The organism is Pseudomonas sp. LS2P72, from assembly GCF_054897865.1.
This window is the reverse complement of record NZ_CM142708.1, coordinates 2012683-2024724: the sequence shown is the minus strand read 5'-3', so window position 1 is coordinate 2024724 and position 12042 is coordinate 2012683. Positions and strand designations below refer to the sequence as shown.

Sequence of the window (12042 nt, the reverse complement as noted above, 5' to 3'; positions counted from 1 at the left end):
ATACAGAGGTAATGAGCATTTTTTATCGCAAAATCTTCTGAAGTCATAACCAGACAGACCGTTCGTCGAACTAGAAGCCAAGCAATTTTGACAGCCTAAAATTCACATCTATAGTCCTATCGCGGCCCGTCGGAAGGAACCCGAACCCGTTAGTTTGCATGCAAGGAGCAAGGCCGGCTCATGCCCGTGACAGGTGGGTTCCGCCCGTAGTGTGTTCGCAACGGCCGTAAGGCAAGCAAGCGTTGTTGTGCCTGAAAAGTAACTGGGCATTCACTATGAACAAGGAGCTTTACTATGTCTCGAGTCACGGATGTACTTGTTTCAATCGACACTGAAACCATTCTGAAAAACTACCCGAACATCAGCAAAAACCCTGCCTCGCCGACGTTGATCGACGTCAATCATGTGTACATGGTGACCAACCAGAACAACGTGGTCAGCGGCCAGGCCGGTGGCGAACTTAATTTGAAAGCCCAGGTAGGCGACTTGATTCGCTGGCGTGAAACCAGTCTGTCGCAGAGCTTCGAGACCGCAGTAATTTTCTACAAGTTCATTGGCAATGTCGGCAACGAGTTGATCTCCACACCCACGCCCCGCAAGGCTACAGCGTGCGTTGCCGTTCCCAACACCAGCAACCCGTCGGTGCCGAGCTGCCAGAAAGTCGATAACCATTACTGGTCTTCGGAAACACTTTCGTGCGGTAGCGTGACCTATCACTTCCATTTCCTGATCGTTGATCGCGACTGCAAGATCGTAGGCTGCTGCTCGTGGGATCCGTTCATTACCATTCGTAACTGACGATGACCAGGCCCCTTGGCGACGAGGGGCCTACCGAGTTCGTTGCCGCTTCGGCCGGGACGGGATGTCTTGCTTGAAACGATGCGGCCGCCGTCTTGAATCAACATCATGAAAGGAATCCATGATGACTTCCGAACCGATTGCCTCCCCCTCGACGAGTATCGCGCCAGCCAATAACGTGCTGCTGATCGTCGATGCCGAATCGCTACTTTTACGTTATCCGCAACCCAGTCTTGAGCCGCTAAACCCGACCGAAATTGAGGAAGGTTTCATCTTTGCCATAAGCGCCACCAAAACAACACAAATTGCAATAAGTGACAGCTCTATGACGCTTACCGCCAGTAACGGCGAGAACTTCCATTTCCGTGGCAAGACCGTCAGCTTGCTCGCCGAACACAGCGTGGTGTTCTACGAGATGTCTGTAGGTGATGCCGGGGTACTTTCACCACCTGAACTGGTCGTCCACGCAAACCTGACAGTCCCCGCACCCGATCCCGAAAACCCGACCCAACCGGGCAGCCACCCGGCCGATGATCATTACTGGCATTGCACGCAATTGGCGGCCGGGGTGGCGGCGTGCGAACTGAAATTCATGTTGATCAATAAAAGCTGCGAGGCATTGGGGTACTTCAGTTGGGCGGTGGACGTGAAGTTGGCGGAGTGAACAGAAATCCACAAAAAACCGGCCTCCAAGGCCGGTTTCTTCTGCCAATCGATCATCGTAGTTAGTCGTAATATCCAACAGTCTTCTTCAAGTGATCCGAGTATTCGTAGATATCGTCTATCGAGTTGATTGCGTGCCGGGTTTCATTTTTCTCTTCGTCAAAAATCCCGATGTATTTTTGTGAACGATTGAAGTGCAGACGACAGATCGGTTTGCGGTTGTTGTCGTCGAGCAGAATGCCGAAGTAACTCTGGGTGTCGCGCTGAACAATCCGCTTCGCATCGACAACAGACCGAACGACGGCACGGACGATGTGATACCCCTCCAGTTCTTCCAGCGTTGTCAGAACCTTGTCCTCAGACTCGTCCCGCACATCCGGCTGCTCGGCACCACCGGAAGAAACCGGCAAAGAAGCCAACGCTGGTTGAATAGCACCGCTCATGGCCGACTTGAGCCTGTCGTTGATTTGGTCGTTGAGAAACTGCACCACGGCCTTTCTCGTTAGCTCATGGAACTGCTCACGGACCTTCTGAGTAATCACCCCGTCGTATACACGCGACGCGAACACCTTCACAAAGTCGTCATCAGGCTTGCTGACCTGCGAAGCAATGACCTTTTTGATTTGGCTGACGTACTTCAGCTCACCTGCGGCGCTAATGATCGAATCCACGTCGAAGGCTGACTTGGTGAGCTTGACCAGTTCGGGGACGGAATACTCGTCGATATCCAAAAGGTCGAGTTCAAGAAACGGCTTCTCATCCATCTTGTTGGGCGCGTCCAGATCGGTGAAAAACTTGTAGACCTGACCGTTGGTAAGGATAGAGATTCGGGCGCTAGTGACGTGGAAGTAGCGAAACAACTGAGAGGCGTGATTGATGTGCAACGGCTCGCCTATTTTTTTGCACTCGATGAGGATTTGAACCTCTCCTCCCTTCATGATTGCGTAATCAATTTTTTCTCCCTTTTTCGTTCCGATATCGCAAACGAATTCGGGAGTCACTTCCGTCGGATCGAAGACATCGTAGCCCAGCACCGTGCTGATAAATGGCATGACAAACGCGTTCTTGGTCGCTTCTTCCGTCTTAATGGCAGCGCCTTGCAAACGAACTTTAGCGGCTAAGCTTGCTAACTTTTCGAAGAATTCCATGAGTGGCCTCTTATCTGGTTCGATCCATGTGTTTGCATGCTGGCAAATTGATTGCCTTTGATACTAGACACAAACCGCCACAAAGAAAGAATCCAACCGAGAATTGGAACCCAGAATTTAATCAGAATTTTCATCATGCCCGTGCTGTCTGAAAATCAGGCGCATCCCTATAAGGATCACGGCAATGAAATTCGCAAAAATCGCTCAGAAACTTGCCCTGTGGGCCGGCAGTCCCAAGACGTTCATAGGGGCGATCATTCTGATTTTTCTGTGGGGTCTGAGTGGGCCGATTTTTCACTTCGACGACACCTGGCAGCTGATCATTAATACGTCGACCACCATCATCACGTTCCTGATGGTGTTCCTGATCCAGAACACCCAGAACCGCGATACGGACATTTTGCACTTGAAGGTCGATGAGTTGCTGCGAGTGACGAAGGAGGCGCAGAACGCGATGCTGGGACTCGAGGCGCTGGACCTCAAGCAGTTGGAAGCGCTGAGAAAGCAGTATCGGCAACTTGGCGAGGGCGAAACGATTTCCCTGGACGGCACCGTTGTCCAGGAAAAAGGTAAGCAGGATTTGGATGAATGCTGATCGGGACATCGCGGGTGGCCCGAGGTCACCCGCGTATTTCGTGGGTTAGCGACTGGCTTGTAGCGCCTTGGCCATTTCCAGGTGGTTCTGCAGTTTGGGCAACGTTTCTTCGGCGAAGGCTTTGATTTCAGGCACGTCGGTGGTCTGCGCTGCCTGTTGAAGCTGTTCGATGGCTTCCTGGGTGGTTTTCACCTGACTGGCCGCGTAGGCCTGGTCGAAGCTCGCGCCGTCCTGCACTTGCGGCATCAAGGCTTTGGCTTTATCGGCTACCTCTTCGCGCGGAGCCACCGGCAAATCCAGTTGCTTGGCGATTTTCGCCAGGTGCTGGTTGGCGGTGGTGCGGTCGTTGATGACGACGATGGTGTAGTCCTTGACCTGTTGGGATTCGGTTTTCTGGTGCGCCAGGCGGCTGGCTTCGATGTCGGCCATGCCTTTGGCCGATGCATCGTTGATGAATTCGGCGGCGGACTGGGCAAAGGCACTGCTGGCGCACAGGCCCAGTAACATGGCAAAACTGGCATTGCGTAATCGGGTGGCCATCCGGCTCATGGTCGCGCCCTCCTCGTAAAAAATTCAAACGGGAGCTTACGCTCCCGCCTCTCGATCAAAACTACCTTCACCGCTACTTCGACTTCTGACCACCTTTGCGGCCCATATCGGGTTTCGCAGAGTCTTTATCGACGGTCGTGGTGGTAGTTTTCCCACCTTTGCGACCGGATTCAGACGCCTTCGTTCGATCATTGGCGAAGTTTCCCGAGTTCGAGTTTCTTGAATTAGGCATAATTCTCTACCTCTTGATGATGATCGCAGCGAGCAGGAGCCCGCATAGAATCAGAATTTCGATCACCGCAAAGGTTTAGAAAAGTTGAAATCGCCGCGACGAACGGTGGCAGGTTTTTCAGGCTCCGAGCCGCTGGTGATGTTGGCGCTTGGCGGCGTACATGGCCTCATCGGCATGCCGGAACAACTGCTTTTCTTCAGTGCCGTGGTCGGGGTATCGCGCAACGCCGATGCTCGTCTGGATGGTCAGGCTGTGGCCGTCCACCCGCAGGGGTTGAGCCAGAACCTGTCGGATTTTTCCCGCCACGCTGTCGGCGTCTTCCGAGGCGTGGATGCTGTGCAACAACACCACAAACTCGTCGCCGCCGATGCGCGCCACCGTGTCGGTTTCGCGCACGCAGCCCTTGAGCCGGTTGGCGACCGCTTGCAACAGCATGTCGCCGACCGCATGGCCGTGGGTGTCGTTGACTTCCTTGAAACGGTCGAGGTCGACGTACAGCAATGCCATACGCCCGGAGTCCGCCCGCGCTAGCGTCAGTGAATCTTTAAGCCGGTCACGCAGCAACTCTCGGTTGGGCAGTTGAGTCAGTTGGTCGTACTGGGCCATGCGCTGCAGCCTGGCATGCAATTGCTTGCGCTCTATCGCGGTGGCGACCTGGGCACAAACGTATTGCAGCAGCTCCTTGTCCTGTTCGGTGTAGCGCTCACCACCGGGCACGCTCTTGACAATCAACGCACCGATGGTGCCGTTTTGTGAACTCAACGGCACGCCCAGCCAGCAAGGTGAATGTTGGGCCGCGACCAGCGCCTCAAACCCTTCCGGCAAATTGTCCTGGTCCGGGGTCAGCAGAATCGGCTGGCCGCTGCGAATCACCTCGGCGCAGAGACGTCCGGTGATCGTTCCGGGCTGCTCGGGTTGCAGCTCCAGGTCGTCCACGTGATAAGGGAAATTCAGCTGCGCGCAGTGTTCGTCATACAGCGCCACGGAGAAATTCAGCGCCGGCAGCCATTCACCGATGATCAAATGGATGCGTTTGAACAGCGCCAGTAAATCTTCCGCCGCGTGGGCCGCTTCGGAGATCGCATACAACGCCGCTTGCCGGGATTCGGCCTGCTTGCGCTCGGTGATGTCGCGCGCCACGGCGATGCGCAGTTGGTCGACCTCCGACCAGCGCGCCGACCAGAGGATGTGCGCCACGCGGCCATCCTTGCGCAGGTAGCGGTTTTCGAAATTGAGCTTGGGCTCGCCGCCCATGATCTCCTTTGCGGCATCGAGGGTGCGCTGACGATCGGCGGGATGCACCAGGTCGATCATCGGCTGGCCGATCAGCTCGTCGGGGGTATACCCGAAAATACGCTCGCAGGCCGCGCTGACAAATACGAAGCGACCTTGTTTGTCGACCGCACAGACGGCGTCCAGCAAGAGATCGATGAAGCTCGCCAACGGCGCGGAATTTCTGGTTGCCATAGTGCGGTGAGCGTGTCCGGACAATGCAGCAAAAAAGAACCCTCCCTGCCCCCTCAGTACGTCTGACGCTTCCTTGCAATCAGCCTCACGCCTTGTTCGTCACCAACCCCGGCAATGCATGCACCAAGGCGTTGATGGCGAAACCGATAAACATCACCCCACACAACCGGGTGATCAACAGCTCATGGCGCTGGTACAGGCTGCGCACCTGCCGCGCGCCGACAATGCCAATGAGGATAGCGTAGGCCATGAGGCCGCCAACGAAGCTCAGGACAATCAGCCACGGCAGCATCGACCAGTGCAGCAATTCGGCACGGCTGGACAGCAGCGCTGTAAAAGTCGCCACCGCCACCGGGTAAGCCTTCGGATTGGTCAGGCCAAACAGAATGCCGTGCCAGAACGGCTGCCGCGCCGGGCCCTGAGGTGCTTCGTCACTGCTGCGACGCGCGCGAACCGCGCGCAAACCGAGCCAGAACAGGTACAGCCCGCTGAGCACGCCCAGCACATCGAATGCGGTACTGCCGATTTCCCGCGCACCGACAATCGCGATCAGCGCAGTGCTGCACCAGACCACATCCCCCAGCAAATGCCCGCAGAGAAACCCCGCCCCAGCTCTCCGACCACGCGCCGCACCGATGCCGAACACCGCCAACACACCCGGCCCCGGCGTGATGCCGTAGATAAAGCCAGAGGCGAGAACAGCCATTAGCAGCGACGGGGTCATTGGAAGTCCTGTTGAGCCGGGTTGAATGCACGCAAGTCTATCTCAGGTCCCCGGGACTCGACTTACAGATCGTCGAAGAACTTCATTCCGGCATAAGGCCGCTGCCGACAGGCCGTCAGTCGTGACGCCAGGTCGCCAACATGGGCTTCGAGCTTGTGCCCGTCCGGGTCGAGGAAATAGAAGGATGCGCCTTCGCTGCGGTTGTCGCGCCATTCCTGCACGTCGGCGGATCGCAGCCGTTCGACGAAGAGCGGGAAGTCTATTGCGTTAATGCTAAAGGCGAAATGGGTGTAATCGGCGGCGGATTCGGAGTTGCGCAGTGGATCGAGGGAAAGGCACAACCACAGACCCGGTAGCGAGAGATAGGCGCCGGTGTCCCACGTGGCTTCAAGTTTAAGTTGCAGCAGATCGTGGTAGAACGCCACGCTGCGGTTCAAGTCGGTGACGGCGAGGGTCAGGTGGTTGAGGCCAGTGAGCAATTTTTTTACCTCAATCGTTAATTAATGAGCCAGTGGTTTGGTCGCCACGCACTATCCCCTCCCCAATTCGCCCATTCAACCAGTTCAACGCCTGATCCCCGCCCCGCCGTTTATGCCAAACCAACACAAACGTAAACGACGGAATATGAAACGGCGGCGGGACCACGATCAACGACTGCTCATCAATATTGAGCAACCCTCGGGAAGCGACGGTGAGGATCAGGTCGGTGCCACTGATGAACTCCGGGGCGACGCTCCAGTGCGGCAGGCTGATCGCCACGCGACGGCGTTCACGCAGGGCTGTCAGGGCCCGTTCGATTTCCGGGGTGCCGCTGCCGCGCATTTCCAGCAGGACGTGGGGTCGGGCGAGGTAGGTCGGCAGGTCGAGCACGCCATCGGCGGGCAGGCTGTTGCGGTCGACCAGACAGGCGTAGTGCTCTTCAAACAGCGGCGTGCTGCGCAACTCGTTCGGCAACTCTGGAAAGACGCCTGCCGCCACGTCGATGTCGCCGTTGAGCACAGCATCGAGCATGCCTTCGCGGCTGGCATGGCTGATTTGCAGATCGATGCCCGGCGCTTCCCGGCGCAAGGTGCGTATCAAACTCGGTAGGACGATTGCCGCGCCATAGTCGGACATCGCCAGTCGAAACGTGCGTTTGGCGGTGGCCGGATCGAAGGTATTCGGCGCCAGCAGCGATTGCACTTGAGCCAGGGCTTCGGCCAAAGGTGCCATCAACTCCAGGGCTCGCGGGGTCGGCACGAGGCTGACACCCGCCCGGACCAGCAAAGGATCGCCGAGCAGATGACGCAACCGCGCCAATGCATGACTGACGGCTGGCTGGCTCAGGTGCAGGCGCTCGGCGGCACGGGTCACGTGTTGCTCGCTGAGCAAGGCGTCGAGGATCACCAGCAAATTGAGGTCGACGCGCCGAAGATCATTCATCTGATGCATGTTCTGGATAGCTATTTGGAATTTAAATCTGCGCGACGAATACTCTAGAGTCCAGCAAAACCTGTTGGAGAATTTTCATGAGTACGTTGCATTGGTCCGGGCTGTTGCTGCTAGCCGTGATAGCCGGGGCGGTGGTGCCTTTTCAAAGCGCGATCAACGCCAACCTCGGGCGCGGTTTGGGCCATCCGTTGTGGGCGACCCTCGCATCATTGTTGGTGAGTATTGTGGTGTTGTTGCCGGTTATGTTGGCGCTGCGTTTGCCGTTGCCGTCGCTGGCGTTCATCAGCAAGGCGCCGCTGTGGATGTGGACCGGCGGCGCGTTTGGAGTGTGCTTTATTTCGTTGGCGCTGATGTTGCTGCCCAAACTCGGGGCATCGGGGTTTATTGCTTTGGCGCTGGCGGGACAGGTGGTGGCGTCGCTAGTGCTGGATCACTTCGGGTGGTTTGGGTTGGTGGAACGGGAGATGACGTTGCCGCGGGTGTTTGGGGCGGTGTTGTTAATGGCTGGAGTGGTGTTGATTCAGTTCGGTACTTCGCCTGCAAAGGCGATCATTGCGACGCCTTGATGATCAAAAAATCGCAGGCTGCGCCAGCGCCTACAGGGATGCGTGGTCCATGTAGGGGCTGGGGTAGCCTGCAAAACGTTTAAAACTTGTCGAGCGTGCGCAGCTTCTGCGGCAACCCCCACAGCAGCAGCGCGACTGCGATCAGCGCAGCGACGCCGATGACGTACAGTGCCGGCGTGGTGCTGCCCGTCAGGTCTTTGATCCGTCCCACCATCACCGGGCTGACAATGCCGCCGAACTGGCCGAGAGTGTTGATGACCGCGATTCCGCCAGCAGCCCCTGCGCCAGCACCGGCCAGCAGTTTTGGCGGCAGGGTCCAGAAGCTCGGGATGGACGCGATGATCCCGGCACCGAGCAAGCCCAGCGCGACAATCAGGAAGGTCGTGTGGTTAGCGAAGATCCCCGCACAAAAGAACCCCACCGCGCCCACCGCGACCAGACCTGCGACAAACTTGCGCCGTTCACCGGTCGAGTCGGACAACCGCCCGATCACCACCATGCTGATCGCACCGCAGATGTAAGGGATGGCGGTCAGCAAACCAATCATCACCGGGCTTTCGGTGCCAGCGCTGCGAATCAGTTGCGGAGCCCAGAAGTTCAAGCCGTAGGACGCCACCTGAATCAGGAAGTAGATCAGCCCGAGAGTCAGGAAACCCGGAATCCGCAGTGCAGCGAGCAACGAGCCGCCACTCTTGTGTGGTTCATGGTGCGCGATACGGCTGGCCAGCAGCGTTTTCTCCGACGGCGTCAGCCAATGGGCGTCTTCGATGCGGTCCTTGAGCAATGTCAGCACCAGCAAGCCGAGGCCAATGCAAGGCACGCCGCCCAGCAGAAACAGCCAGTGCCAGCCGCGCATATCCATAAAGCCGTCAAAGTGTTGCAACACCAGCCCGGAGAACGGTGCGCCGACCAGACCGGCAAACGCCGACGCCAGAAACAACATCGACGTGATGCGCCCGCGATAGTGCTGCGGAAACCACAGCGTCAGGTAATACAACACACCCGGCGCAAAACCCGCCTCCATCGCGCCAATCAAAAAGCGCAGGGCGTAGAACTGCCATTCGCTATTGACGAAGACCATGGCCGCGGTGGCGAGGCCCCAGGACATCATGATCCGGGCGATCCAGCGCCGGGCGCCGACTTTGTACAACATCATATTGCTCGGCACTTCGAAGATCACGTAACCGACCACGAACAACCCGGCGCCGAGGCCGTAAGCGGTGTCGCTCAGGCTCAGGTCGGCCTGCAACTGGAACTTGGCGAAGCTGATGTTGATGCGGTCGAAAAACGCGAACAGGTAGCAGACCATGATCAACGGCATCAGGCGCCAGGCGACTTTGCTGACCAGGGCTTTTTCTTCGTCGTGGCTTACGGACGGGCTCGCGCCCGCCTCCAGTACATTAAGGCTCATGATGGTTCTCCAGGCGGACTGCCCGTGGGTGTCCGATTGTTTTTGTTGTCTGGTTGAGAGGATCGGGGGTGAATGCTTTTACTGTGGGAGCGAGCCTGCTCGCGAAGGCGGTGTGTCAGTCACCGACAATGCTGAATGTCAGACCGCTTTCGCGAGCAGGCTCGCTCCCACAGGGGATTCAGTCTGGTCAGGAAGGACTTGGATGGAGATCGCAACTGCGTCCGGCCTTGGCCAGCTGACCGGGCACTTCGTGGCCCAGCAGCGCGGGTAATCCTCGCGACAATTGCAGCAACAGTGGCAGATCGATGCCGGTGTGAATGCCGATTTCATCGCACAGGTTGACCAAATCTTCGGTGCAAATATTGCCCGAGGCGCCCGGTGCAAACGGGCAACCACCGAGCCCGCCGAGTGCCGCGTCAAAGCGTCGGGCACCGGCCTCATAAGCGGCCAGCACGTTGCACAGACCGAGCCCGCGAGTGTTGTGGAAATGCAGGGTCAGATCAGCCGGCGAAACTCGCTGCAAGACCCGCCGCACCAGTCGATCAACCTGCCGCGGATTGGCCATGCCGGTGGTGTCGGCCAAGGTAATGCCCTGGATCCCGAGCTCCTGATAAGCCTCGACGATTTGCAGCACACGATCCTCATCGATCTTGCCTTCAAACGGACAGCCGAAAGTGGTGGCGATGCTGGCATTGAGTCGCACCGTTGTCCCGCGAACGAATTGCATGATCTCGCCGAACGCGGCCAATGAGGTTTCGCAACGCATGCGTATGTTGGCCAGGTTGTGGGTCTGGCTGGCGGACATCACCAGGTTCAACTCATCGGCCCCCGTCGCCAGCGCCCGTTGCGCGCCTTTCAGGTTGGGGATCAACGCGACGTAAATTACCCCCGGTAGCCGGGTGATACCCTTGAACACCCGCTCACCGTCGCGCAGGGCCGGAATCGCCTTGGGGGAAACGAACGAGCCTGCTTCGATGCGGCTGAAACCGGCCAGCGACAGCTGATCGATCAAGGCAATCTTGTCGACGGTTTCGACCCAGGTCGGCTCGATCTGCAAGCCGTCGCGGGGGGAGACTTCCTGAACAATCAGGGTCTCGGAAAAATCAGTGATCATTGCACCACCCCGGCAGCTTTCAGCCGTTCGATGTCCGAACCTGTAAGGCCAAGTCCCGCGAGGATGCCGTCGGTGTGCTGGCCCAACGTTGGTCCGGACCAGTTCACGCCACCGGGCGTCTCGGACATTTTTGGCACAATGCCGGGCATCTTCACCGTGGCACCGCCGGGCAGGTCGGCGTTGAGCAGCATGTCCCGCGCCTGATAGTGCGGATCGGCGACGATGTCGGCGACTGAATAGATGCGCCCGGCCGGGACTTCGGCAGCCTCCAGTGCCGACAACACCTCGTCGATCGGCAGGCTGCTGGTCCAGTGAGTGATTGCCGCATCGAGCACGTTGCTCTTGGCGGCACGCCCGTCGTTATGGGCAAACTCCGGCGCATCGGCCAGATCACGGCGACCGATGACGTCCATCAAGCGCTTGTAGATCGGGTCGCTGTTGCCGGCGATCACCACGTAGGCGCCATCGGCGGTCAGGTAAGTGTTGGAAGGCGCGATGCCCGGCAAGGCCCCGCCACTGCGCTCACGCACATGGCCGAGCATGTCGTATTCCGGCACCAGGCTTTCCATGACGTTGAACACACTTTCAGCCAACGACACATCGACCACTTGCCCACCGCCCTGCCCGGTCTTGACCCGCAGCAGCGACATCAAGGCACCGATCACCGCGTGCAGCGAAGCCAGGGAATCGCCGAGGCTGACGCCCACTCGGGCCGGGGGCGAACCCGGGGTGCCGGTGGTGTAGCGAATCCCGCCCATGGCCTCGCCGATCGCACCGAACCCTGGGCGGTCGCGGTACGGGCCGGTCTGGCCATAACCGGAAATACGCACCAGCGTCAGGTCAGGGTTGAGGGCGTGCAACACGTCCCAGCCCAGACCGAGTTTCTCCAGGGCGCCGGGGCGCAGGTTTTCGATCAGCACGTCGGCGCTGGTCGCCAGTTGCTTGACCAGTTCAATGCCTTCGGGAGATTTCAGATTCAGTGCCAGGGACTTCTTGTTTCGCGATTGCAGGTACCACCACAGCGACGTGCCTTCGTGCAGCTTGCGCCATTTGCGCAGTGGGTCGCCCTGACCCATGGCTTCGATCTTGATCACTTCGGCGCCGAACTCGGCGAGCATGCGTGCAGCGAACGGCGCGGCGATCAGCGTGCCGATCTCGATCACTTTGATTGCACTCAAGGGGGCAGTCATCGCGGGGTACCTCATGTTGTTCTTGGAATATGAGCCAAGGCTAGAGGACCACGGGTGAAGGAATCCAACCTTCAGTTGGCAACGAACGTTCGCGAAACGCGAACGCCCGGCAGAAGGATTGTCGCGACCTCAAGTCCGCTATCGCGAGCAGGCT

General features: G+C 58.3%; 14 protein-coding genes. 4 read left to right on the top strand and 10 right to left on the bottom strand.

Annotated features, from left to right (window positions below; all coding sequences use genetic code 11):
* The first annotated feature begins 294 nt into the window (after positions 1 to 294).
* Both ACYZUA_RS09410 and ACYZUA_RS09405 read left to right on the top strand, forming a co-directional pair.
* Positions 295 to 798 carry an inclusion body family protein gene (locus ACYZUA_RS09410; RefSeq protein WP_046046162.1) on the top strand — a complete coding sequence of 168 codons (504 nt, stop codon included), beginning with the start codon at positions 295 to 297 and terminating at the stop codon, positions 796 to 798.
* Positions 799 to 922: 124 nt separating this feature from the next.
* The gene (locus ACYZUA_RS09405; RefSeq protein WP_461963926.1) at positions 923 to 1462 is read left to right on the top strand and encodes an AidA/PixA family protein; all 540 of its coding nucleotides are present in this window, start codon (positions 923 to 925) and stop codon (positions 1460 to 1462) included.
* Positions 1463 to 1523: 61 nt separating this feature from the next.
* Here ACYZUA_RS09405 and ACYZUA_RS09400 read toward each other — a convergent pair whose 3' ends face one another.
* Positions 1524 to 2609 (bottom strand): type I restriction endonuclease, encoded by a 1086-nt coding sequence (locus ACYZUA_RS09400; RefSeq protein ID WP_461962863.1) that lies wholly within the window; start codon positions 2607 to 2609, stop codon positions 1524 to 1526.
* Positions 2610 to 2793: 184 nt separating this feature from the next.
* On the opposite strand from ACYZUA_RS09400, the gene ACYZUA_RS09395 reads away from it, so the two are divergent.
* Complete coding sequence (locus ACYZUA_RS09395) at positions 2794 to 3204, top strand: low affinity iron permease family protein (RefSeq protein ID WP_461962862.1); 411 nt, start codon at positions 2794 to 2796, stop codon at positions 3202 to 3204.
* Between the two features lie 45 nt (positions 3205 to 3249).
* Here ACYZUA_RS09395 and ACYZUA_RS09390 read toward each other — a convergent pair whose 3' ends face one another.
* From ACYZUA_RS09390 to ACYZUA_RS09365, 6 genes are all read right to left on the bottom strand, one after another.
* Positions 3250 to 3753 (bottom strand): DUF4142 domain-containing protein, encoded by a 504-nt coding sequence (locus ACYZUA_RS09390; RefSeq protein ID WP_461962861.1) that lies wholly within the window; start codon positions 3751 to 3753, stop codon positions 3250 to 3252.
* Positions 3754 to 3826: 73 nt separating this feature from the next.
* Positions 3827 to 3985 (bottom strand): stress protein, encoded by a 159-nt coding sequence (locus ACYZUA_RS09385; protein ID WP_461962860.1) that lies wholly within the window; start codon positions 3983 to 3985, stop codon positions 3827 to 3829.
* Between the two features lie 117 nt (positions 3986 to 4102).
* Positions 4103 to 5452, bottom strand: coding sequence for a sensor domain-containing protein (locus ACYZUA_RS09380; protein WP_461962859.1), 1350 nt, complete (start codon positions 5450 to 5452; stop codon positions 4103 to 4105).
* 85 nt (positions 5453 to 5537) lie between these two features.
* Positions 5538 to 6176: a LysE family translocator gene (locus ACYZUA_RS09375; RefSeq protein WP_461962858.1), complete on the bottom strand. Its 639-nt coding sequence runs from the start codon at positions 6174 to 6176 to the stop codon at positions 5538 to 5540.
* 62 nt (positions 6177 to 6238) lie between these two features.
* Positions 6239 to 6655 (bottom strand): fosfomycin resistance glutathione transferase, encoded by a 417-nt coding sequence (fos, locus tag ACYZUA_RS09370; protein ID WP_461962857.1) that lies wholly within the window; start codon positions 6653 to 6655, stop codon positions 6239 to 6241.
* A gap of 10 nt (positions 6656 to 6665) precedes the next feature.
* Positions 6666 to 7607 (bottom strand): LysR substrate-binding domain-containing protein, encoded by a 942-nt coding sequence (locus ACYZUA_RS09365; RefSeq protein WP_461962856.1) that lies wholly within the window; start codon positions 7605 to 7607, stop codon positions 6666 to 6668.
* Positions 7608 to 7684: 77 nt separating this feature from the next.
* Between ACYZUA_RS09365 and ACYZUA_RS09360 the strand changes: the two genes are divergently transcribed.
* Positions 7685 to 8173: a DMT family transporter gene (locus ACYZUA_RS09360; RefSeq protein WP_461962855.1), complete on the top strand. Its 489-nt coding sequence runs from the start codon at positions 7685 to 7687 to the stop codon at positions 8171 to 8173.
* A 79-nt stretch (positions 8174 to 8252) separates the two neighbouring features.
* Here ACYZUA_RS09360 and ACYZUA_RS09355 read toward each other — a convergent pair whose 3' ends face one another.
* The 3 genes from ACYZUA_RS09355 to ACYZUA_RS09345 form a co-directional block, all read right to left on the bottom strand.
* Positions 8253 to 9584, bottom strand: a complete 1332-nt coding sequence (locus tag ACYZUA_RS09355; protein WP_461962853.1) for an MFS transporter — start codon at positions 9582 to 9584, stop codon at positions 8253 to 8255.
* Positions 9585 to 9771: 187 nt separating this feature from the next.
* Positions 9772 to 10698: a hydroxymethylglutaryl-CoA lyase gene (locus tag ACYZUA_RS09350; protein WP_461962852.1), complete on the bottom strand. Its 927-nt coding sequence runs from the start codon at positions 10696 to 10698 to the stop codon at positions 9772 to 9774.
* A complete protein-coding gene (locus tag ACYZUA_RS09345) occupies positions 10695 to 11888 on the bottom strand; it encodes a CaiB/BaiF CoA transferase family protein (protein WP_461962851.1) in 1194 nt (397 codons plus the stop codon). Before ACYZUA_RS09345 ends, ACYZUA_RS09350 begins: the two co-directional genes overlap by 4 nt.
* Positions 11889 to 12042: the final 154 nt, after the last annotated feature.